The organism is Bradyrhizobium japonicum USDA 6 (assembly GCF_000284375.1).
Taxonomy (GTDB): domain Bacteria; phylum Pseudomonadota; class Alphaproteobacteria; order Rhizobiales; family Xanthobacteraceae; genus Bradyrhizobium; species Bradyrhizobium japonicum.
In genome coordinates, this window is sequence record NC_017249.1 from 281,597 (window position 1) to 304,963 (window position 23,367).

Annotated in this window: 17 protein-coding genes and 1 tRNA gene; 9 read left to right on the plus strand and 9 right to left on the minus strand. The window is 63.4% G+C overall.

Going from position 1 to position 23,367, the window contains the following annotated elements:
• Positions 1–157: 157 nt before the first annotated feature.
• Positions 158–667 carry a carboxymuconolactone decarboxylase family protein gene (locus BJ6T_RS01330; RefSeq protein ID WP_014490483.1) on the minus strand — a complete coding sequence of 170 codons (510 nt, stop codon included), beginning with the start codon at positions 665–667 and terminating at the stop codon, positions 158–160.
• 19 nt (positions 668–686) lie between these two features.
• Complete coding sequence (locus tag BJ6T_RS01335; RefSeq protein ID WP_014490484.1) at positions 687–1,106, minus strand: cupin domain-containing protein; 420 nt, start codon at positions 1,104–1,106, stop codon at positions 687–689.
• 92 nt (positions 1,107–1,198) lie between these two features.
• On the opposite strand from BJ6T_RS01335, the gene pdxR reads away from it, so the two are divergent.
• Positions 1,199–2,614 carry a MocR-like pyridoxine biosynthesis transcription factor PdxR gene (pdxR, locus tag BJ6T_RS01340; protein ID WP_028170079.1) on the plus strand — a complete coding sequence of 472 codons (1,416 nt, stop codon included), beginning with the start codon at positions 1,199–1,201 and terminating at the stop codon, positions 2,612–2,614.
• Between the two features lie 459 nt (positions 2,615–3,073).
• Positions 3,074–5,719 (plus strand): hopanoid transporter HpnN, encoded by a 2,646-nt coding sequence (gene hpnN, locus BJ6T_RS01345; protein WP_225894919.1) that lies wholly within the window; start codon positions 3,074–3,076, stop codon positions 5,717–5,719.
• Positions 5,720–6,456: 737 nt separating this feature from the next.
• On the opposite strand, the gene BJ6T_RS01350 is transcribed toward hpnN, so the two are convergent.
• A tRNA-Ser gene (locus BJ6T_RS01350) sits at positions 6,457–6,546 on the minus strand.
• Positions 6,547–6,742: 196 nt separating this feature from the next.
• On the opposite strand from BJ6T_RS01350, the gene BJ6T_RS01355 reads away from it, so the two are divergent.
• Entirely contained in the window at positions 6,743–7,084 is a 342-nt protein-coding gene (locus BJ6T_RS01355) for a hypothetical protein (RefSeq protein ID WP_014490488.1), read from the plus strand.
• Positions 7,085–7,121: 37 nt separating this feature from the next.
• On the opposite strand, the gene BJ6T_RS01360 is transcribed toward BJ6T_RS01355, so the two are convergent.
• The 3 genes from BJ6T_RS01360 to BJ6T_RS01370 all read right to left on the minus strand — a co-directional run bounded on the left by BJ6T_RS01360 (position 7,122) and on the right by BJ6T_RS01370 (position 11,135).
• Complete coding sequence (locus BJ6T_RS01360; protein ID WP_028170078.1) at positions 7,122–8,585, minus strand: trehalose-6-phosphate synthase; 1,464 nt, start codon at positions 8,583–8,585, stop codon at positions 7,122–7,124.
• A gap of 237 nt (positions 8,586–8,822) precedes the next feature.
• Positions 8,823–9,644 (minus strand): trehalose-phosphatase, encoded by an 822-nt coding sequence (gene otsB / locus BJ6T_RS01365; RefSeq protein ID WP_014490490.1) that lies wholly within the window; start codon positions 9,642–9,644, stop codon positions 8,823–8,825.
• A 3-nt stretch (positions 9,645–9,647) separates the two neighbouring features.
• A complete protein-coding gene (locus tag BJ6T_RS01370) occupies positions 9,648–11,135 on the minus strand; it encodes an MFS transporter (protein ID WP_014490491.1) in 1,488 nt (495 codons plus the stop codon).
• A gap of 183 nt (positions 11,136–11,318) precedes the next feature.
• Between BJ6T_RS01370 and BJ6T_RS01375 the strand changes: the two genes are divergently transcribed.
• Positions 11,319–11,690, plus strand: a complete 372-nt coding sequence (locus BJ6T_RS01375; RefSeq protein ID WP_014490492.1) for a DUF3175 domain-containing protein — start codon at positions 11,319–11,321, stop codon at positions 11,688–11,690.
• Positions 11,691–11,705: 15 nt separating this feature from the next.
• Here the strand turns inward: BJ6T_RS01375 and BJ6T_RS01380 are convergent, their stop codons facing one another.
• On the minus strand, positions 11,706–13,739 hold the full coding sequence (locus tag BJ6T_RS01380) for a methyl-accepting chemotaxis protein (protein WP_014490493.1): 2,034 nt from the start codon (positions 13,737–13,739) through the stop codon (positions 11,706–11,708).
• Between the two features lie 328 nt (positions 13,740–14,067).
• On the minus strand, positions 14,068–16,107 hold the full coding sequence (locus BJ6T_RS01385; RefSeq protein ID WP_014490494.1) for a methyl-accepting chemotaxis protein: 2,040 nt from the start codon (positions 16,105–16,107) through the stop codon (positions 14,068–14,070).
• 340 nt (positions 16,108–16,447) lie between these two features.
• Between BJ6T_RS01385 and BJ6T_RS01390 the strand changes: the two genes are divergently transcribed.
• From BJ6T_RS01390 to BJ6T_RS01405, 4 genes are all read left to right on the plus strand, one after another.
• Positions 16,448–16,933 carry a (2Fe-2S)-binding protein gene (locus BJ6T_RS01390; RefSeq protein ID WP_014490495.1) on the plus strand — a complete coding sequence of 162 codons (486 nt, stop codon included), beginning with the start codon at positions 16,448–16,450 and terminating at the stop codon, positions 16,931–16,933.
• Between the two features lie 82 nt (positions 16,934–17,015).
• Complete coding sequence (locus BJ6T_RS01395) at positions 17,016–19,358, plus strand: xanthine dehydrogenase family protein molybdopterin-binding subunit (protein ID WP_014490496.1); 2,343 nt, start codon at positions 17,016–17,018, stop codon at positions 19,356–19,358.
• Between the two features lie 13 nt (positions 19,359–19,371).
• Positions 19,372–20,172, plus strand: coding sequence for an FAD binding domain-containing protein (locus BJ6T_RS01400; protein ID WP_014490497.1), 801 nt, complete (start codon positions 19,372–19,374; stop codon positions 20,170–20,172).
• A gap of 231 nt (positions 20,173–20,403) precedes the next feature.
• Positions 20,404–21,510 carry a CaiB/BaiF CoA transferase family protein gene (locus BJ6T_RS01405; protein ID WP_014490498.1) on the plus strand — a complete coding sequence of 369 codons (1,107 nt, stop codon included), beginning with the start codon at positions 20,404–20,406 and terminating at the stop codon, positions 21,508–21,510.
• A 138-nt stretch (positions 21,511–21,648) separates the two neighbouring features.
• On the opposite strand, the gene hppD is transcribed toward BJ6T_RS01405, so the two are convergent.
• Positions 21,649–22,767: a 4-hydroxyphenylpyruvate dioxygenase gene (gene hppD / locus BJ6T_RS01410; RefSeq protein ID WP_014490499.1), complete on the minus strand. Its 1,119-nt coding sequence runs from the start codon at positions 22,765–22,767 to the stop codon at positions 21,649–21,651.
• Positions 22,768–22,886: 119 nt separating this feature from the next.
• Here hppD and BJ6T_RS01415 point away from each other — a divergent pair, with 119 nt between their 5' ends.
• The gene (locus BJ6T_RS01415; protein ID WP_014490500.1) at positions 22,887–23,366 is read left to right on the plus strand and encodes an Lrp/AsnC family transcriptional regulator; all 480 of its coding nucleotides are present in this window, start codon (positions 22,887–22,889) and stop codon (positions 23,364–23,366) included.
• The last annotated feature ends 1 nt before the right edge of the window (position 23,367 follow it).

Sequence of the window (23,367 nt, forward strand, 5' to 3'; positions counted from 1 at the left end):
GGGTGATAGCGTGCTCCGGATTCCTCCGTCCGCGCGGGTTGATGGAAGTCCCTTATCGATTGTCGTCATCGCTTGTGCTTCCATAGAGCAGCCTGATTAAACGAACGCGCGTACCATCGGCACTGAACCTGCGACGAACTTTCTCGAATGCCCCGCGCTATCGGAGCGAGCGATGGCGGAGGAGTCGAGCCGTGATTCGCGGCTTACGGCTCGTTGTTTTGACCGTCGCCCGGGGCGTGTTGCGGAAGCTGATTGCCATGCGGTTGGAGGCGTTCATCAGACTGATCGCGATCGTGAGGTCGACCAGCTCCTTCTCGTCGAAGACCGCGCGTGCTGCCTGGTAGGCGTCGTCCGGCACACCCGTCTCGGCCACTCGCGTCACCGTCTCGGCCCAGGTCAGGGCGGTGCGCTTGGTCTGGCTGAAGAGGTCGCCACCTTCCTCCCAGGCCTGAACCAGAGCGAGCCTCTCGATCGCCGCCCCCTTCTTGACGAGATTGCGGGTGTGAATGTCGAGGCAATAGGCGCAGTTGTTGATCTGCGATACGCGCAGATAGACAAGCTTCACCAACTCGGCCGGCAGACCGCTTTGCATGACATAGCCATGCACGCCACCGAGCACCCTGGCGCCGTTCGGCGCGATCTGATTGTAGTCCAAACGTCTCGTCACGTTGCTCTTTCCTTGGAGGCTATTTAACGGGCGTGGTCAGCGCTTCGTGGTTAGTGTCGAGGACGGAGACAGCGAGCAGCTTCGCCGGTTCGGTCTTGCTCGCATTGCGGCTGATCGAATGGATCGCGTTCGGTGGTTCGGACCAGCTCTCGCCCGCTCGATAGATGCGTGTCTCGCCGTCATTCACCTGCGACTCGATCGCGCCCGAAATCACATAAGCGTAGATGAACGCCGACTTCGCATGAGTGTGGGGCGGGGACGCCGCGCCGGGCGGGTAATCGACTTCCACGGCGATCATCGATTTGCCGGGAATATTGGGAATGGCCGCCTCGAACTTCTGCGTAACGGTTTCCGCTTCGCCATCATGGGCCGAGACCCGGGCGGCCATCGAGAAGGCGACGACGGCGCAAGTCGCTATGATAAAGGTTCTGATCTTCATTCGCCTTCTCCTTCTTCCGCGCGCAAGATGTCGATGTGCTAGGGCTAGAAAAAAAGCACCAAGAACGCGAAAAAACAGTGTACTACGGCGGCGTGACGAAGCCCCTGAACCTGAAGATCGATCGCTCCGCCAAGACGACGCTCGCCGAGCAAATCCAACACGGAATTGCGACCGCGATCGAAAGTGGCGTGCTCGAACCAGAAGCCCGCTTGCCCTCTTGGCAGGACCTGGCCGCTCAACTCGGTGTCTCGCGGGGCACCGTGCGGACGGCCTATGAGAGGCTCGGCGCAGCCCGGCTGATCGTCGCGTCCCGTGCGAGCGGGACCCGCGTCGCCCCGCGTCCACGCGCGGTGCTGAAGGGCGAGCAGCAGCGACCGGATCCCGGGTCGCTCCTGGACATCTTTCAGGAGATGGTCCAGGGGCCCGGCTTCTTCCAGATGGGAGTCCCTGCGACGGAGACCTTTCCGGCAAAGCTCATCGCACGCATCCGCGCAAATGCCGTCCGTGTAGAAGCGAGTGCGGCCCCCATCTATCCGGATCGGCGTGGCGAGCTTGAGTTCAGGCGAGAGATCGCTGGCTACCTCGCCGTTGCCCGCGGCATCGACTGCTCACCGGCGCAGATCATCGTCACGGGCGGATATTGCGCTGGGTTGGGGCTGGCGCTCCGAGTGCTGGGTCTCGAAGGGGAAAAAGCCTGGATCGAAGATCCGGGCTTTCCGTTCACCCGGAAGGGCCTTGAATTCGCGCGATTGCTTCTCTCGTCAATCCCCGTCGATGCAGACGGGATGGACATTGACCATGGTCTGCAGCACGCGCCCGACGCAAAATTGGTAGTCGTGACGCCCGGGCAGCAGGCACCGCTCGGACCGACACTATCGCTTGAACGGCGCCTCCAATTGCTAGAGTGGGCGGCCGCTAGAGGGGTCTGGGTCATAGAGGACGATTATCTGAGCGAGCTGCAGCTGACAGGCCGGGCCGCGCCGGCGCTGGCATCGCTCGATCGCGCCGGGCGGGTCATCCACATCGGCTCCTTCAGCAAGACGATCAGTCCCAAGCTTCGCCTCGGATTTGTCGTTGCCCCGATCGGTCTTATGGCTCGCTTTACCGAGGTTGCAGCGTGTCTCGCCCCCCCGCCGGGGCCTTCGGTGCAGCTCGCGACCGCGGAATTCATGCGCGAAGGCCATTATTTGCGCCACCTCCGCCGTGCGAAGCGCGCCTATGCGGCCAAGCGGAAAGACTTGCTGGCGCAGCTTCTGCCCCATTTCGATGCCGACAGCGTCGTCGCGACGGGTTTGGCCGTCCTGCTGCGGTTGCCCGATGGCACGTCGGATCTCGCCATCGCACGCGAGGTACTGGCTTTCGGCATGTTTCCGGCTCCGCTCTCGGCCTGGTATGCCTCTGCGGAGACCAACCGGTCTGGACTCCTGTTGGGCGTTGCGACATCGCCGACAAAAGATCTCGCGAGATCCTGCGACCGCCTGGTCGATATCATCCGGCGTTTCAGCTGAATCCCTGATGCGCGGATGGGACGAGATTTCGCCGTGAGTCTTTCGCCATCATCGAGATTCAATCGGCTGCCCAGCTAGGGCACACCAAGATTGAAAGCACTGTCCGATACATAGGGCTCCCGTTTAGGAACGCGCAGCGGAGCTTCACTCCTGGTTGGTCCGTTCGCGAGCTGTCGTCTCGACGTGTTACCTCGGGCGTCTCGATCATTCGAAAAAGCACGACGCCATTTCACATTCGCACGTTGGGGTGCACGCTCACTTCCAGAATTCAGACGCTGATCGCGCTAATTTGACCGGCGGCGAGGCTGCTGCAGCTTGGGGCCATGATCGTCTGAACACATGTGACCGTCAGCGGGCAGATTCCTTCCAGCCCCAGCCACGCACAGAGACGATCTCAGCTCGCCCCACCCGCGACGCTGGCACCGCTTTCCCTTCGATTATGAGATAGGGACAAATGTGATGCGTTCTTTTTGGTCCATGACGATGAATACGGCGATCATCACAGTTGTCGATTTCTGCAGTCGCCGCCGGTGGATGGTCATCGTCGGCGGATTATTGCTGCTGCTGGGAACCGCCAGCTACACCATTGCGCGCTTTTCGATCGATACTGACATCGAAGGACTGATTTCGAAAAAGCTTCCCTGGCACGAACGTCAGGTGCAGTTGACGCATGCCTTTCCGCAGAGAGCGATCTTAGCAGTCGTTAGCGCGCCAACGCCTGAAAACGCGGAGATGGCCACGAATGAGCTGTCGGGAGCGCTCGCAAAGGACCCGAACCTGTTTCCCAGGGTCGCGCAGCCGGACAGCGGGAAGTTCTTCGAGCGCAATGGATTGCTGCTTGGCTCCACATCGGAAGTTCAAAAAACCGCCGAGGGACTAGCCCGTGCGCGCCCCTTCATTGCCGAACTTGCGGCGGATCCGAGCCTGCGAGGCGTCATGAAGGTGCTCGTATCAACAACCGAAGGCGTCCAGGCAGGCGAGATCAAGCTGGAGCAAATGGCATGGCCGCTTTCGCTTGCCAAACAGACATTGATCGACGTTCTCTCCGGCAAGCCTGCCTTCTTTTCCTGGCAGGAGCTTCTGCAGGGTCACACCCTGCCAGCCAGTCAGTTGCGACATTTTGTGGAGATCGCGCCAAAGCTCAATTTTTCGGCGCTTCAACCGGGGCTTGCCGCTGAAAAGGGAATCAATAAAGCGGCCGCCGATCTAAATCTGAACAGCAGGCTCGGCGCCAACTTGAGCCTCACCGGCCAGGTACCGATGAACGACGAGCAGTTCTCGGTGATCCGAAGCAGCGCCTTGCGCGACACACTAACGGCGACGTTGGGCGTGCTGATTGTTCTATGGCTCGCGCTTCGCTCCTGGAAACTGATCATATCTGTTTTCTGCAGCCTGGTCGTGGGCCTCGCAGCGACCGCTGCGCTCGGCCTTCTAATGGTCGGCTCCTTCAACCTGATCTCGATTGCGTTTTTTGTGCTGTTCGTGGGCCTGGGTGTGGACTTCGGAATTCAGTTCAGTGTGCGCTATCGCACCGAGCGGCATGAACTTGGCGATCTGCGACAAGCGCTGCGCAGTGCGGCGAAAAAGTCCGGAAAACCACTCGCGCTGGCTGCCGCAGCCACCTCTGTCGGCTTTTTCGCCTTCCTGCCTACAAGCTATCGCGGTCTCTCAGAGCTGGGACTGATCGCCGGATGCGGCATGTTGATCGCTTTCGCATGCAGCATCACGCTGGTGCCGGCGATGCTCACCGTGCTCAATCCGCCCGGCGAACCAGCGCCGATCGGCTTCGGGAGCCTCGGGCCGCTGGATCGCTTTCTGCAGCGACACCGTATCGCCGTGATCGTCGGCACGTTCGGGGTGGTGCTCGCCGGCTCGCCGCTGCTGCTCCATCTACAGTTCGATTTCGACCCGGTCGATTTGCAGAGGGCCGATTCGCCGGCGGTCGTGGCGTATCGACAATTGCAGTCCGACCCGCAGACCACCGGCCACGATGCGGAGGTCATGGCACCATCGCTCGAACAGGCTGATGCCATCGCCACGCGCCTTGCGGCGGTTCCTGAGGTTTCGCGCGTACTCACGCTGACGAACTTCATTCCCAGCGATCAGCGGCGGAAAATCGCCGCCTTGCACGCTGCATCGCAGTCTCTCAGTCCGGCGCTCAATCCGCCCGGGCGGCGGCCCGCGCCGAACGATCAGGAACTCGTCGTGGCGATCCGTGGCGCAGCGGACGCTCTCACCAGAGCGGCAGCCGGTGCCCATGGCGGCGCGGCGGACGACGCACGTGAGGTGGCCGCTCTCCTCGATCGCCTTGCGGATGCCCCACCTAATTTTAGGAGCAAGGCCGAGGCGGCGATTGTCGCACCATTGACCTACGACCTCGATCTCGTGCGCAAGAGCCTTGCTCCCGAAACCATAACGATGCAGACGCTGCCTCCAGATCTGGTCCGCGATTGGGTGCTGCCGGACGGCCGTGCTCGCGCTCGGGTCTTGCCAAAGGGCGACGCCAATGATGTCAACGTTCTGCGGAAGTTCGCCGTTGCGGTACTTCATGCCGAGCCGTCCGCGACAGGCGAGGTGATCAGCTACTATGAGTCCGAGAAAACCGTCACCAGCGCTTTCATCAAGGCAGGCGTCTTGGCACTCGTCGCCATCTCGATCCTGCTGATCATCGCGTTGCGCAGGATAACTGACGTTCTGTTGACATTGATTCCACTCCTTCTTGCCGGCGTGGTGACGCTCGAACTTTCCGAGATCTCGGGCCTTTCGCTCAACTTCGCGAATATCGTCGCGCTTCCGCTGCTTCTCGGAGTCGGAGTTGCGTTCAAGATCTACTACATCATGGCCTGGCGCGCTGGCAAAACGAACCTGTTGCAGTCTACGCTCACCCGCGCAGTGGTATTCAGCGCCATGACCAACGCAGTCGCCTTCGGCAGCATGTGGGTGTCGAGTTATCCGGGCATGTCAAGCATGGGCAAGATGATGGCGCTGGCGCTGGCGTGCACCATGGCTGCAGCTGTCCTCTTTCAACCGGTGCTGATGGGCCGTCCGCGGCAAATCAAGCGTTTCGTCGATATGCCTTCGCAGCTGTCCGAAGCAGCCGAATGAGACCTTGAATATTCGCATCGGCGAGGGGTGACCTTTCAAGCCAAAGTTGAAGGATCCGCATGTCGGCAGTGAAGGAAGGATTTTCGTTTCAAGCCGGAAGAAAAGAAGGCTCGGCGCTGCTCCAGGGGTAAGACCACCCCCACCAAATTTCGCGACGATTTTCGACTACGTCCGGCGAAGCTTTGAGATAGCCGGAAAACAAATACCCTAGACGCTCAACCGGCTTAGGCAAGCACTTCGCTTCGGCCGGCGGATTCGCGCATCAGTTGTTATCGAAGAAGCCGGCCAGCAGCCTGCCTGCGTTAACGGAAACAGCTCTGGTTCGGAGCTCCTAATCGGTCGAATCCCGCTGCTTCAAGGCAGGTTCGATGTACTCCGACATCGCGTCCAGCCACGCTTGTTCATACCTTGGCAGAAAGTCGCTTATACCCGCCACAGTCCGGGGTTTATTGAAACTGCCTCCGCAACCGGGCGATGGACATTCCGTATTCGATCTCGCGGGAGCGGGTGAGCGTGAAATCTCCGTATTCACCGGCTTCTACAACCGAAACATCGATGGGCAAGTCATGGTCCTCGGTGGGAATGTCGACCGAGCGACGCTAGTGCACATCGGCTATCGTGAGAGCCGTGGGTGGACTATTCAGCCAGACGTCGAAGCCACCCATGAGGGATGGTGAGCCTGTGGCTCGCTCGGCTGATTTCCTGCGAAATTCGACTCGGGATTACAAAATGCCCGATGGCGGAGAGAGTGGGATTCGAACCCACGGTACGGTTTCCCGCACACACGCTTTCCAAGCGTGCGCCTTAAGCCACTCGGCCATCTCTCCGGAGCGCCCTCTCTTGAAGGGGCGCCGATGATTTTGCAAGGGATCGCGGGGAAATCGGGCGAATTTTCCGTAAGATATTGTATTTTAAAGACAATATCTGACGTCCCTTGGCGCTTCGGAACCGCCCGATGGCTGAACCGGAAGCCGGTTTGGTGCGACGATTCACTCAAGACCGCCAAACACGACCGGGGACGCCATGACCATCCAAAAGACCATCGCCGCCCTGAGCCTGATTTCGGCCCTTGGCTCCGCCTTTGCCGTGCCGGCCGCCGCGCAGGTCTGCACCCGGCAGGGCGTCGACGTGAGTTGCGACGACGGGCGGCGCGGGGTGCTTTCGGGCGATGCCATCATCTGGCCGGACGGGACCCGCTCCAGCGCCACGCCGCATCCGAGCGTGATCATCGGCAACAAGAGCTCGGTGCATGTCGGACCCGGCGTGTTCGTCGGCCAGGGCAAGGGCATGGTGCCGCTGGACGATCCCAACGCGCCGAACAAGCGGCAATGCGCGATTTTGGACGGGGTGTCGTATTGTTATTGAGCGCCTCTCCCCGCGAGAACGGGGAGAGCAAGAGAGCTTAAATCAGCCGCACACCTGATATCGCCGACTTCAGCCAGCGCAGCGCCTGCGGCGGCTGGGTCTCGAGCGGCGCGACGACGGCCTTCTCGGTCCGGCACTTCTCCAGCTCGGCGACGAAGTCGGCGGACCATTGCTGGATGGTGTGGCCGCGCAGCTTCTTCATCATCGCATCCCAGCGCATCTTGCGCTCGGCGAGCGGCATCGCGGCCGCGACCGCGATCGCGCGCGCCATGCCGTCGATGTCGTGCGGGTTGACCAGCAGCGCCGTTTCGAGCTCGTTGGCGGCGCCGGCGAACTTCGACAGCACCAGCACACCGGGATCGGCCGGGTTCTGCGCGGCGACATATTCCTTGGCGACGAGGTTCATGCCGTCATGCAGCGGCGTCACCACACCGATCTGCGCGGTGCGATAGAGACCCGCGAGCACAGTCTGGCTGAAGCCCTTGTTGAGGTAGCGGATCGGCGTCCAGTCGACCTCGCCGTGGCGGCCGTTGACGTCGGTGACGAGACGCGCGACCTCGTTCTGGAGATTGCCATAAGCCTCGATCGCGCCGCGCGAGGGGTTGGCGATCTGGAGCAGCGAGATGCTGCGCGCGAACTGCGGATGCTCGGTCCAGAGCCGGTCGAACGCGCTGATGCGATTGACGAGACCCTTTGAATAGTCGAGCCGGTCGACGCCGATCGCGAGCCGCTCGCCGTTGAGACTGCGGCGCAGCCGCGACACGTCGGGATGCGAGGCCGACTTCGCCGCGTAAGCTGCGAACTTCTCCGCATCGATGCCGATCGGAAAGACCTCGCAACGCGTACGGCCATGCTGCGAGATCGCAACGCCGTCTTCGACGGCGAGGCCGAGCTCGCCCGCGACATAGCCGAGGAAATTCTGGCAATCCTCATTGGTCTGGAAGCCGAGCAGATCATAGGCCAGCATCGCCGTGATCAGCTCGCGATGATTGGGCACGCCCTGCATCACCGCGGCGACCGGCCACGGCGTGTGAAGGAAGAAGCCGATCGGATCATCGACGCCGAGATCGCGCAGCTCCGCGCCGAGCGCGAGGAAATGATAGTCCTGCACCCAGAAAGCCGTTTTCGCTTTCCGGAAGCGCATCAAGGCGCGCGCCATGAAGGCGTTGACCTCGCGATAGCTGACATAGTCGTCTCGCGAGACGCGGATCAGATCGCTGCGCGAATGCAGGGCCGGCCACAGCGCCGAATTGGCAAAGCCTTCGTAGTAGCCGCCGTAATGCGCCGCCGGCAGGTCCAGCGTCGCAATCGCGCCCGAGCCCAGCGCTTCGATCTCGGCGAACGGCTCCTTCTGATGGCCGTCACGCACGCGGCCCGATGAACCCACCCAAATAGCACCCGAATGTTCCACGACGGGAAGCAATGCGGCGGCCAAGCCGCCCGTCATGGGCTCGTTGGGTTTTCCGCGCGCAACTCGATTCGAAACGACGACTAAGTTCACAGGTCGTCCCCTCCTGTTCATTCCACCCCGTTTAACTGCCGTTCATCAATATGGTTCCTGATCATCATTTGTACGAATTGAAACCAAAATCAGGCGCGTGCGTTGGAACCAGTTTTACTGCAGGGAACCCGGCGGTTTCACTCAACAAAGTCAATTTTCGCGTCTGTGTTGCCCAGCATGAATTGCGCGCGCGAGGGAACTACGCGAGCGACAATGTGGCGCCGAGGTGTCGGTGCCTTATTCCAACCTTGTATCGTCGAGCAGGCGCGCGAGGAACGCGCGGACATCCTTCGGCTCGTCGAAATGGCCGTTCACGCCGATGGCGCGGCGGCCGACCGAGAAGGCGAGGCCGTTCATGTCGGGCATGATCGCGAACACGGTCTCATCGGTAACGTCGTCGCCGATGAAGATCGGACGGCGTCCTTTGAAGGGCTCATGCTTCATCAATTCGCGCACGCCGGTCGCCTTGGTGAAGCCGGCATGTTTGATCTCGCAAACGAACTTGCCGGGCAGCACCTCGATCGGCGCATTGGGCAGATCGGCGCGGATCAGCGAGACGGATTCGTAGATCGCCTTCTCCGCATGTGGCGCGAGACGATAATGCAGTGCCAGCGAATAGCCCTTGTCCTCGAGCAGAATGCCGGGGCTGAGCTTTGCGATCGCAGCCAGGCGGCGCTTCAGCTCCTTGTCCATCGGCGGCGCATGCACTTCGTCCGCTTCATTGCCCACCGACAGGCGCATCTCCGCGCCGTGACCGGCGACCGCGCGAAACACGTCAGGCGCGAAGATCAGGTCGATGTCGTTGAGCGAGCGGCCGCTGACCATCGCCAGCGCGCCGGAGGTGCGCTCGGTCAGGCGGTTCAGCGTTTCCGACAGGCCCGGCGGCACCCACACCTCGCGCGGCGTCGGCATCAGGTCGAGCAGCGTGCCGTCGATGTCGAGCAGGATCGCGGTCTCCCCCAGATGCGGCACGAGCGCATGCGGCACCGGCACCGCGTCGGGCGCTTCTTCGTCAACCATGGGGCGCTTCTGATCCAGTTCAGCCAGTTCCGATTTCATAGTCTACTCCATAAAGGCAAGCGGCCGCGCGATTTGTTCGAGCGATTTTCGTTCCGCGGCGACGGCGTAGCGCCACGCCACGACCGCAGCCGCGATCATCAGGAAAGCCCCCAGCAAATAGCCCGCGAACACGCTGGTGCGTGATCCCGTGTCGATCAGCGCGCCGAACAGCGCCGGCCCGATCACGCCGCCGATGCCGGTGCCGACCGCGTAGAACACCGCAATCGCCAGCGCGCGCACTTCCAGAGGGAACGTCTCGCTGACGGTCAGGTAAGCCGCGCTCGCGGCGGGCGAGGCAAAGAAGAAGATCACCATCCAGGCAATGGTCTGCCCCTGCGCGCTCAGCGCGCCGATCGAGAACAGATAGCCCGAGAGCGCCAGCAGCACGCCGGATACGCCGTAGGTGAACATGATCATGACGCGGCGGCCGAGCGTATCGAACAGCCGGCCGAGCAGCAAAGGACCGAGGAAGTTTCCGGCGGCGAACGGCAGGAGATACCAGCCGACATGATCAGCGCTGATGCCGTAGAAGTCGGTCAGAACCAGCGCGAAGGTGAAGAAGATCGCGTTGTAGAAGAATGCCTGCGCGACCATCAGCACGAGGCCGACCAGCGCGCGCTGGCGATAGACCGAGAACAGCGTGTGCACGACCTCCCTGATCGGCGTGTGGTCGCGCATCTTCAGCCGGATTTTCGTGAAGCGACCATCGCTCGCGTGCTGGTCGTGCCCGATCACCGAGCGCTCGATCTCGTCCACGATGGCGTGGGCCTGGTCGGGCCGGCCGTGGATCATCAGCCAGCGCGGGCTCTCCGGAATCCACATCCGCATCAGCAGCACGACAAGACCGAGGATTGCGCCGATGAGATAGGCGAGACGCCAGCCGAGATCGGGACCGATCAATGCGGGATCGAGCAGCACGATGGCCGCCACCGCGCCCATCGCCGCGCCGATCCAGAAACTGCCGTTGATGACGAGATCGGTCCAGCCGCGATAGCGCGCCGGCACCAGTTCCTGGATCGTCGAGTTGATCGCAGTGTATTCGCCGCCGATGCCGGCGCCCGTGAGAAAACGAAACAGCGCGTAGCTCGCGATATTCCACGACAAGGCGGTCGCGGCGGTCGCGGAGAGATAGAGCGCCAGTGTGATGAAGAACAGTTTCTTGCGGCCGATGCGGTCGGTGAGCCAGCCGAAGCCGAGCGCGCCGAGCACCGCACCGGCAAGATACGCGGAATTGGCGATACCGAGATCGAGATTGGAGAAGCGCAGCGATGGGCTCTCCTTCAGCGCGCCGGAGAGCGCGCCGGCGAGCGTCACCTCGAGCCCGTCGAGGATCCAGGTGATCCCGAGCGCCAGCACGACGCGGGTATGAAAGCCGCTCCACGGCAGCGCATCGAGCCGCGCAGGGATGCTGGTCTCGACGATGCGGTCGGCCGCGGCCGCCGCAGAGACTGCAGGTCCATAATTCAGCGCTGGGCTTTGCTGCAATTCCATCGCGTTGCTGGGTCTAACCAATGGAAGCGGCCCCGGTTCACATGGTGTGGACGGGGGCGATCCGATCATCGGGGGTGCGGCATTCCGCTTGCCGCCTGCGACAACGCCTGCGGCAAGGGCAGGTTCCCGCAGGAACAGCCCCTGGGATCGTCCGTTTCCGATGGAGCCGCACGGAGTTGACGCATGGCTCACGTCAGAAAGACGACACATTCTCGAAAGGCAGGAGCGCGGAAAGCCAGTGCGAGGCGCCGCACGACCGCGCGCAAGGGCGCGACGCGCGCCTCGCCAAAGCGCTGGTCGCAGCGCGTGACGAAGGAGAGCGATGCACTCGACCTCAAACAGGGCGTGTTCAAGCTGACCAGCGCGAAGAAGATCGCGACCTCGCTGAAGCGCTCGGCCGAACACAGCTCGCGCCGCAAGTCAGGCGCCTACCGCTCGGCGCTCTCGATGCTGATCTTCTACATCAACCGCGCCGGCAAGACCCTGCCCAAGACACAACGCGCACGGCTGGAGCGCGCGAAGGTCGAGTTGAGGCGGGCGTTCGGGAGGGAGTGAGGCTCGGTCTGAGTCCTACGCGGCCCGGATATTTCCCATGAAGCGATCGAGCTCGGCGCGCAGGCGCGTGCTTTCGGATGACAGCGTCTTGGCCGAGTTCAGCACCTCTTCCGAGGCCGAACCGGTTTCGGCGGCGCCGCGGTTGACCTGGCCGATGTCGGTAGCGGCGGTCTGGGTGCCCTGTGCAACGGTCTGGACGCTGCGGGCAATCTCCTGCGTCGCGGCGCCCTGCTCTTCGACGGCGCTCGCGATCGACGTCGAGATCGACGAAATCTGGCCGATGGTCGCGCCGATCTCCTTGATCGCCGCGACCGATTCGGCCGTCGCGCCCTGCATCCCCGCGATGTGCGAGGAAATTTCGTCGGTGGCCTTCGCGGTCTGGCTGGCCAGCGACTTCACTTCGCTGGCGACCACGGCGAAGCCGCGGCCGGCTTCGCCCGCGCGTGCCGCCTCGATGGTGGCGTTGAGCGCCAGAAGGTTGGTCTGCTCGGCGATCGCCGTGATCAGCTTGACCACTTCGCCGATCTGCTGGGCGGCGTGCGAGAGCTTGCCGATGCGGCCGTCGGTTTCCTTCGCCTGCACCACGGCGGCTTCCGCGATGCGGCTGGAGTCGCGCACCTGGCGGCCGATCTCCTCGACGGAGGCCGAAAGCTCTTCCGTCGCGGTTGCGACCGACTGCATGTTGCTGGAGGCCTGCTCGGAGACACCGGCGACCTGGCTCGACAGGCTCTGCGTGGTCTCGGCGGTGCGGGTCAGCGTGGAGGCCGCCGATTCCAGTTGCACGGCGGAGGCCGAGACGTTCGACACGATGGCACCGACCGCGCTCTCGAAATCATCGGCAAAGCGAATCAGCTCGGAGCGGCGTGCGGTGGCCAGTTCCTTGTTCTGGGCTTCGCTGGCGGCGGCGTCGCGCTCGGCCTTGGCCACGGCCTGAACCTTGAATTCCTCGACCGCGCCGGCCATCTCGCCGATCTCGTCCTTGCGGCCGAGGCCCGGCAGCACGACGTCGAAATTGCCGGACGCAAGCTCGCGCATCGCCTTGCACATCGCGATCATCGGACGCGAGATGCCGTTGCCGAGCATCAAGGCCAGCACGGCGCCAATGGCGAGGCCGCCGAGCGCCATCATCAGCATCAGCCGTTCCGTCTCGGTGATGGTGGAGTTGGCGCTCGCTTCGATACGCTGCTGATCCGAGGTCAGATCGGACCGCAGCTCGGCGGAGAGTTTCAAGATGCCCGTCGCCGTCTTGGTCATCTCGCCGTTCAACTTGACGATGACCTTCACGTTCTCGGTCAGTTTCGCAAACGAGGTGCGATACTGCTTCAGCAGATTGCCGATTTCGGTGACGCGGTCGGTGATCTTCTGGTCGTTGGCATAGATCGAGACCAGCAGCGTCTCCAGGAATTTGATCCGGGCGATCACGCCGTCGGCGGTCTTCGGCTCCGGCTTGGCGACAAAGGCGCTGACCGAGGTCGAGACCGCGAGATATTGCGAGGTGACGTCCTTGGCGGTGGTCTGAACCGAGTTCAGGCCCGCCAGCGCGGCCGTATCGGCGAGATCGTCAAACTTGAAGCGGATCTTGTTGCCGACGCTGTTGAGCTCGTCGGCGGCGATCTTGTTGTTCTCGCGCGTCAGCGTGATGATCTCACCGAACACCTTGGTGAAGCGCTGGAATTCGGCCTCGAGCTTGCCGACCTGCTCGCGCCGCGCCGCGCCGGTCGTGGCCGCCACCGACTTGGCGATCGCGCCCTTCAGATTCTCTTCGGCGGCCTTGGCCGCGGTCTCGTCATCGGTCGCGCCCGTCAGCGTATAGGCGCGCGCCAGTCCCTGATAGGCGATCAGCTCGCGGTCCACGGTCCGCGCGAGGTCCGCTTCCGACACGCTGGCCCGGTAGGAGGCCACGGCGGCCTGGATCCGCTCGAAGCCGAAATAGGCGAAAGCCATGCTGACGGCGAGGATGGCCAGCACCGCCACGAAGCCGAGGATGATTTTTGCACGAAAACGCAGGGTGAAGAGCTTCGATGTGTTCGACGTCGACTTGACGGGCATTCCCCACCCCATTCCATTCGCGGAAAACCAGGCGCAGCCCGGAAGCAGCCCGCTTCCTGACTCGTGCGCACGGTAGAGTGCAAAGGATAAGCCGCGGTAAATTTATGGCGCCGCAACTTGCGGTTAGGTGACGCGGCCCGGCTGTCATCCTGGACAAGCGCAGCGAAGCGGAGCGCGATCCGGGATCCATAACCACAAAGAGAAGTTTGGCGAAGACTCGGAGTTACCCTATCGCACCAAACTACTCCCTGGGGTTATGGGTCCCCGCGTTCGCGAGGACGACAGGAGAGTATGAGGCGACAGCGGAGCGTCTTACCCGCAGCGGCGCCTACGCCGCCCGAATATTCCCCATGAACCGGTCGAGCTCGGCGCGCAGGCGGGTGCTTTCGCTGGACAGGGTTTTGGCCGAATTCAGGACCTCCTCCGAGGCCGAGCCGGTTTCGGCGGCGCCGCGGTTGACCTGGCCGATGTCGGTGGCGGCGGTCTGGGTGCCCTGCGCGACCGTCTGGACGCTGCGGGCAATCTCCTGCGTCGCGGCGCCCTGCTCTTCGACGGCGCTCGCGATCGACGTCGAGATCGACGAAATCTTGCCGATGGTCGCGCCGATCTCCTTGATCGCCGCGACCGATTCGGCCGTCGCGCCCTGCATCCCCGCGATGTGCGAGGAAATTTCGTCGGTGGCCTTCGCGGTCTGGCTGGCCAGTGACTTCACCTCGCTGGCGACCACGGCAAAGCCGCGGCCGGCCTCGCCCGCGCGCGCCGCCTCGATGGTGGCGTTGAGCGCCAGAAGGTTAGTCTGCTCGGCGATCGCCGTGATCAGCTTGACCACCTCGCCGATCTGCTGGGCGGCGTGCGAGAGCTTGCCGATGCGGCCGTCGGTTTCCTTCGCCTGCACCACGGCGGCTTCCGCGATGCGGCTGGAGTCGCGCACCTGGCGGCCGATCTCCTCGACGGAGGCCGAAAGCTCTTCCGTCGCGGTTGCGACCGACTGCATGTTGCTGGAGGCCTGCTCGGACACGCCGGCAACCTGGCTCGACAGGGTCTGCGTGGTTTCGGCAGTTCGGGTCAGCGTGGAGGCCGCCGATTCGAGCTGCACGGCGGAAGCCGACACGTTCGACACGATGGCACCGACCGCGCTTTCAAAGTCATCGGCGAAGCGAATCAGCTCGGAACGGCGTGCGGTGGCCAGTTCCTTGTTCTGGGCTTCGCTGGCGGCGGCGTCGCGCTCGGCTTTCGCGACCGCCTGAACCTTGAATTCCTCGACCGCGCCGGCCATCTCGCCGATCTCGTCCTTGCGGCCCAGGCCCGGCAGCACGACGTCGAAATTGCCCGACGCGAGCTCGCGCATCGCCTTGCACATCGCGATCATCGGACGCGAGATGCCGGTGCCGAGCAGGAAGGCGAGGATCGCGCCGAGCAGCGTGCCGCCGACGGCCAGCATCAGCACCAGTTGCTCGGTCCGTCCGATGGTCGCTTCCGACTCCGAATCCAGCCGCTGCTGTTCGGCGACGAGGTCCGCCTTCATCGCGGTGGCGCCTTGCAGGATCGCACCGGCCGAACCGCTCATCTCGGTGACGAGCTCATCCACCATCTTGGCGTTGGCGATCAGCTTCTCCAGCGCTTCGCGATAGGCCACGAGGATGGTCTTGGCGTCCTTCAGGCCGGCGACGATCTTGTCGTCCATGGAGTAGACCGCGCCGAGCGAATTCTCGACGAATTTCAGCCGCGCCAGCGCGCTGGTCGCGATCGCCTGGTCGGAGGTCAGCACGAAATTGGTGGCTGCGGCGCTCGCGGTCTGGAACTGGGCGTTGACCTGCTTGGTGCCGAACTCGATCGACTGCGCCTCGGAATCGGAGGCGTTGTTGCCGATATCGTCAAGCTTGTATTTCAGGAGATTGGCTTGGCGCGTCAGCTGGTTCTGCACCAGCAGCGCGCTGTCGCGCTTGGCCTGGAGGACCTTGGCGAAGGTTGCGGAGAAGTTGGAGAATTCCTTGGCGAGCTTGTTGAGGCCCTCCTGCCGCGCCGGCTTCTGGGCACTCTTGACGGCCTGATCGATGGCGTTCTTCAGGCCGGTCTCGGCATCCAGCGCAGCCTTGGCATCGTCCTCCTTGCCGGTGACGACGAAATATTTGACGGCCGAACGGTAGGCGAGCAGCTCGCGGTCGATATTGCGGGCGAGATCCGCCTCGGTGACGCTGCTGCGGTAGGACCCGACCCCGGACGAGACCCGCTCGAAGCCGAAATAGGAGAAAGCCATGCTGCCGGCGGAGATCACCAGCACCGCGGCGAAGCCGAGGATGATCTTGGCGCGGAACCTGAGGGTCGGAAATATTGTACGCTTCGACGGCGACGCGATACGCCCGGACATTCCAACCCCCATTTTCTATTCAGCCGTGATCCGGAGGCGCCCCGCCCCGGACCCGGATGCGCAAAACTAGGGCACAATGGATAAAGGGCGGTAAATTCGGCAGGCTCGTGCAATCCGGGGCTTTATCGGCCAAAGGCCGACCGGATGGGATGACTCCTGGCATCCCACATGGGCCGACCATTTTGCGGCCGTCGACCCGCTTCGCCCGCCCAAGTCATTGCCCGCTCGTCAGGATCGATGACTTTTCCATGACCGGCGTGACCAAAATCCTAGTTGCAAAGTCCGGGGGCGGCGGTCTCTAATTAGAAACAATCAAAATCAATCCGGGGAGGTATGTTCCGTGTCTACAGTCAAACTGACGGTGAACGGCAAGGCCGTTGCCGTCGACGTCGAGGACCGCACGCTGCTGGTCCAGCTCCTGCGCGATCACCTCAACCTCACCGGGACCCATGTCGGCTGCGACACCAGCCAGTGCGGCGCTTGCGTCGTACACGTGGACGGCCGGGCGGTGAAATCCTGCACCATGCTGGCGGGCCAAGCCGACGGCGCCAGCGTCACCACCATCGAAGGCATCGCCAAGGGCGACGAGCTGCACCCGATGCAGGCCGCCTTCCGCGACAATCACGGCCTGCAATGCGGCTATTGCACGCCGGGCATGATCATGTCGGCGATCGACATCGTGCACCGCCATGGTGGTGAGCTCGACGAGCCCACGGTCCGCCAAGAGCTCGAAGGCAATATCTGCCGCTGCACCGGCTACCACAACATCGTCAAAGCCGTGCTGGACGCAGCCGGACGCATGAAGGTCTCGCAGGCGGCCGAGTAAAGCGGCGCGCCTCGAAAAGAACCACCGCTGCTGCTTTCGAGGGAAAGCGCAGCCAAGACAATTCCGGTCGGGAGGACCAGACATGGGTGTTGAAGGCATCGGCGCGCGCGTCGTGCGCAAGGAAGACAAGCGTTTCATTACCGGCAAGGGCCGTTACGTCGACGACATCAAATTGCAGGGCATGACCCATGCCCATTTCATCAGAAGCCCGCATGCGCACGCCAAGGTGAAGAAGATCGATTCTTCCGCCGCGCTGAAGATGCCGGGCGTGGTCGCAGTGCTCACCGGACAACAGGTCGTCGACGACAAGGTCGGCAATCTCATCTGCGGCTGGGCCATCACCTCCAAGGACGGCAGCCCGATGAAGATGGGCGCATGGCCCGCGATGGCGCCGGAAACGGTGCGCTTCGTCGGCCAGGCCGTCGCCGTCGTGATCGCCGACAGCAAGAACCTCGCGCGCGACGCGGCCGAAGCTGTCGTCGTCGACTACGAGGAACTTCCCGCGGTCGCCGATATCCACGCCGCGATCAAGGCCGGCGCGCCGCAGCTTCACCCTGAAGCCCCCGGCAACCAGGTCTATGACTGGGTGATCGGCGACGAGGGCGCGACGGATGCCGCCTTCGCCAAGGCCGCCAATGTGGTCAAGCTCGACGTCACCAACAACCGCCTCGCCCCGAACGCGATGGAGCCGCGCGCGGCGATCGCGGATTACGACGCGGCGGAAGAGCACTTCACCCTCTATACGACGTCGCAGAACCCGCACGTCGCCCGCCTGGTGCTGTCGGCGTTCTACAACATCGCCCCCGAGCACAAGCTGCGCGTGATCGCCCCCGATGTCGGCGGCGGCTTCGGCTCAAAAATCTTCATCTATCCCGAGGAGATGGTGGCGCTGTGGGCCTCGAAGAAGGTCGGCCGCCCGGTAAAATGGACCGGCGACCGCACCGAGGCCTTCCTCACCGATGCGCATGGCCGTGACCACGTCACCCATGCCGAAATGGCGTTCGACGCCAACAACAAGATCACCGGCTTGAAGGTGAAGACCTACGCCAATTTCGGCGCCTACATGTCGCTGTTCTCCTCGTCGGTCCCGACCTATCTCTACGCGACGCTGCTGTCGGGCCAGTACAATATCCCGGCGATCCATGCCGAGGTGGTCGGGATGTACACCAATACCACGCCGGTCGACGCCTATCGCGGCGCGGGCCGCCCCGAGGCGAGCTATTTGATCGAACGGCTGATGGAGACGGCCGCGCGGCAGTTGAAGGTCGATCCGGCCCAGCTGCGCCGGACCAACTTCATCACCCAGTTCCCGCACCAGACGCCTGTCATCATGGCCTACGACACTGGTGACTTTAATGCCTCGCTCGATGCCGCGATGAAGGCGATCGACTATGCCGGCTTCGCAGCCCGCAAGGCCAAGGCGAAGGCGGACGGCAAGCTGCGCGGCATCGGCGTGTCCTGCTACATCGAGGCCTGCGGCATCGCGCCCTCGAAGGCGGTCGGCAGCCTCGGCGCCGGCGTTGGTCTGTGGGAATCCGCCGAAGTGCGGGTCAACCCGGTCGGCACCATCGAGATCTTGACGGGCTCGCACAGCCACGGCCAGGGTCACGAGACCACGTTCTGCCAGCTTGTGGCGGATCGCCTGGGCGTTCCCATCAGCCAGGTCTCGATCGTTCATGGCGACACCGACAAGGTGCAGTTCGGCATGGGCACCTACGGCTCGCGCTCTGCGGCCGTCGGTCTGACCGCGATCCTGAAGGCCATGGAGAAGATGGAATCCAAGGCCAAGAAGATCGCAGCGCATGCGCTCGAAGCGTCCGAGGGCGACATCGTCATCGAGAACGGCGAGTTCAAGGTGGCCGGTACCGACAAGGCGATCGCCTTCCCGATGGTCGCACTCGCGGCCTACACCGCGCACAATCTGCCTGACGGGATGGAGCCAGGCCTGAAGGAAAGCGCCTTCTACGACCCCTCCAACTTCACCTTCCCGGCCGGCGCCTACATCTGCGAGCTCGAGGTCGATCCCGGCACCGGCAAGACCTCCTTCGTCAACTTCGTCGCGGCCGACGATTTCGGCCGGCTCATCAACCCGATGATCGTCGAGGGACAGGTCCATGGCGGCCTTGCCCAGGGGATCGGGCAGGCGCTGCTCGAGCACGCCATCTACGATGCCAACGGCCAGCCCGTCACGGCCTCGTTCATGGATTACTCCATGCCGCGCGCCGACGACCTGCCCTCGTTCAACCTCTCCCACACCACGACGCTGTGCCCGGGCAATCCCCTGGGCATCAAGGGCTGCGGTGAGGCCGGCGCGATCGGCGCCTCTGCGGCCGTGATCAACGCGATCACGGATGCGATCGGCAAGAACAACCTGGAAATGCCCGCAACCCCGGACCGGGTGTGGCGCACGATCCACGCGGCCTGAGAGGAGCAACAAGATGTACCAGACCACTTATCATCGCCCCTCCTCGGTCGACGAGGCCGTCGCCCTGTTCGGCAAGAGCAGTGAGGCGAAATTCCTCGCCGGCGGCCAGACCTTGCTGCCGGTCATGAAGCAGCGCCTCGCCGCACCGTCCGACGTGATCGACCTCGGCAAGATCAAGGAGCTGCAGGGCGTCGAGCTCTCGGGCGACGTGCTGACCATCAAGGCCGGCACGACCTATTTCGACATCATGCAGAATGCCGATGTGAAGAAGGCGATCCCCGCGATCGCCTATCTCACCTCGGTGCTCGGCGATCCCGCCGTGCGCTATCGCGGCACGATCGGCGGCTCGATCGCCAACAACGATCCCGCCGCGGACTATCCGGCCGCGCTGGTCGCGCTCGGCGCCACCGTCAAGACCAACAAGCGGTCGATCTCGGCCGAGGACTTCTTCCAGGGCCTGTTCACGACGGCGCTGGAAGACGGCGAGATCATCACCGCGGTGTCGTTCCCGGTGCCGGCGAAGGCGGGCTACGAAAAAATGCGGCACCCGGCCTCGCGCTTCGCGCTGACCGCCGTGTTCGTCGCGCAGACGAAGTCGGGCGAGATCCGTGTTGCCGCCACCGGCGCCTCGCAGAGCGGCGTGATGCGGGTGCCCGCGATCGAAGCCGCGTTGAAGGCGAACTGGTCGCCGTCGGCGCTCGACAATGTCAGCATTCCGGCGAGCGGATTGCTGGCCGATATCCACGGCTCGGCGGAATACCGCGCCAACCTCGTCAAGGTGATGGCGCAGCGCGCGGTGGCCGCCGCGGGCTGATCGCATCGATAAAGCGCGACAGCACGTCGCGCCTTAGCGCCTCAACACAAATCTTCCGCGGCGCGCAGCAATGCGCGCCGCTTTTATTATGCGCCTATGCATGAAAAGCGCTTGCCTCGTCCGGTGTAAGGCAGGAAAAGTTAATCAGCCAATTAACTCGCCCCGCAGAGGAACGTCCCTGGCGCTTGCCGACTATCGGCAATCCGCCTCGCGACCCGAGGAAACAACAACGTGCTCGATAAACCAGCGCCCACCTCCTCCGTCCGCACCTCCGGCCCGCTCTCGGGCTTCCGCGTCGTCGAATTCGCCGGCATCGGACCCGGCCCGTTCGCCTGCATGATGCTGGCCGACATGGGCGCCGATGTCGTCACGCTCGATCGCGTCGGTGCCAAGAAGAGCATGAAGTCGGTCGCAGGCCGCGGCCGCAAGGTGATCGAGCTCGACCTCAAGGACAAGGCGGCGATCGCAGAGGTGCTCGACCTGCTTGCCAGCGCCGATGCGCTGGTCGAGGGCTTTCGACCCGGCGTGATGGAGCGGCTTGGGCTCGGCCCGGACGTCGTGCTCGCGCGCAATCCAAAGCTCGTCTACGGCCGCATGACCGGCTGGGGCCAGGAAGGCCCGCTCGCCAACGCCGCCGGCCACGACATCAATTACATCTCGATCACCGGCGCGCTGGCCGCGATCGGCACCAAGGAAGCCCCGGTGCCGCCGCTCAATTTGGTCGGCGATTTCGGCGGCGGCGCGCTCTATCTCGTCGTCGGCGTGCTCGCCGCCCTCCTCGAAGCGCAAAGATCCGGCAAGGGCCAGGTCGTGGACGCCGCGATGTGCGACGGCGCGGCCTCGCTGATGTCGTTCTTCTTCGACATGACCACGATCGGCCGCTGGACCGAAGGCCGCAACCAGAACTTCCTCGACGGCGGCGCGCATTTCTATGGCGTCTACGAATGCGCCTGCGGTCATTTCGTCTCGATCGGCTCGATTGAGCCGCAGTTCTACGCGCTGCTCCGCGAGCACGCTGGCCTCTCCGATGCCGATTTCGACGCGCAGATGGACCGCAAGGCCTGGCCCGCGCTGAAGCAGAAATTGCAGGCCGTGTTCAAGAGCAAGACCCGCGAGGACTGGTGCAGGATCATGGAAGGCACCGACATCTGCTTCGCCCCGGTGCTGACCATGTCGGAAGCGACCGAGCATCCGCACATGGTCGCCCGCAACGTCTTCCTCGAACGCCACGGCGTGAAGCAGCCGGCGCCGGCACCAAGGTTCTCGCGCACTCCGTCTGCGGTGCGGGAGCCGGAGGGCGCGGAGATTGGTGCGGTGATGGCTGCGTGGAAGAGGTAGATCCAGCCCCGGCAAAGATCGCGTAGAGCGGGCAAAGGCGCGAAGCGCCGGGCCCACCATCTCTCCACAATCCTGATAGAAGTGGTGGGCACGCTTGCGCTTTGCCCACCCTACGGCAGTGTGCCCGAACGCCGCGACCTACGCCGCGTTGTCCACCTTCAACACGCCGCGGCGGATCTGGTCCTCCTCGATCGACTCGAACAGGGCCTTGAAATTGCCCTCGCCAAAACCGTCGTCGCCCTTGCGCTGGATGAACTCGAAGAAGATCGGGCCGATCGCGTTGGCGGAGAAGATCTGCAGCAGCACCTTGGTCTGGCCGCCGTCGACCACGCCCTCACCATCGATCAGAATGCCGTTGGTCTGGAGCCGCGCGACGTCCTCGCCGTGCTTGGGCAGGCGCGCGTCGATCCGCTCGAAATAGGTCTCGGGCGGCGACGGCATGAAGGGCAGGCCGGCTTCGCGCAGGCCTTCGATGGTGGCGTGGATATCGCGGCAACCGCAGGCGATGTGCTGGATGCCTTCGCCGCGATAGATATTCAGATATTCCTCGATCTGGCCGGAATCGCCGGCGTCCTCGTTGATCGGAATCCGGATCTTGCCGTCCGGGCTGGTCAGCGCGCGCGAGAACAGGCCGGAGGCGCGGCCCTCGATGTCGAAGAAGCGGATCTGGCGGAAGTTGAACAGCTTTTGGTAGAAGCCCGTCCACACATCCATGCGGCCGCGATGGACGTTGTGGGTGAGGTGATCGAGATAGAACAGGCCGGCGCCGACGGGCTTGGGATCGCGTGCACCCAGCCACTCGAACTCGGTATCATAGGCCGAGCCCTTGGCGCCGTAGCGATCGACGAAATAGAGCAGGCTGCCGCCGATGCCCTTGATCGCGGGCACATCGAGCGTCTTCTGCGCCGACGACACATCGGCAGGTTCGGCGCCGAGCGCGATCGCACGGTCATAGGCCGCCTTCGCATCGACCACGCGAAACGCCATCGACGGCGCGCAGGGGCCATGCGCGGCGACGAAGTCGAAGCCGTGGGTGCCGGGCTCCTCGTTGACGAGATAGTTGATGTCGCCCTGGCGATAGACCGTGATCTTCTTGGTCCTGTGACGTGCGACGGGCGCATAACCCATCAGCTTGAACAGCGCGTGCAGTTCTTCCGGATTGGGATGCGCATATTCGACGAACTCGAACCCGTCGGTGCCCATCGGATTGTCGGCGGTGATGGTGGCCGGCGGTGCATCGTGCGGAAACGGACCCATGGTGCTCTCCAATTGCTGCTGCCATGAACTATCCTTCACCGGCCGTGCAATGAGCGTGCAAACGGGACGCGATTTGGCTATCATATGCACGATCCGTGCAAGAAATGGACGAATGACGCATGATCTCAGTAGACGTCTTCGACCTCAAGATCCTGGGCGCGCTCCAGGACGACGGCCGCCTCACCAACCAGGAGCTCGCCGACCTGGCGGGACTCTCGGCCTCGCAATGCTCGCGGCGGCGGATGCGGCTGGAGGAGGAGAAGGTGATCTCGGGCTATCACGCCGATCTCTCCAGCGAGGCGCTGGGCTTCGGTGTGATCGCCTTTATCCAGGTGGGGCTCGCGACCCACTCGCCGGACAATTCGAAACGCTTCCGCGCCTTGGTCAACCGCATCGACGAGATCCAGGAGGCCTATTCGCTGACGGGCGACGCCGATTACGTGCTGAAGGCTGTTCTCCGCGATCTCAAGGGTCTCTCCAACCTCGTCAACGACGTGCTGATGCCGCACCAGAGCGTGGCGCATGTGCGCTCCTCGATCGTGCTCGACAGGCTTAAGGAAAGCTCGCGGCTGCCGCTGAAGGATTTGAAGGCTGGCTGAA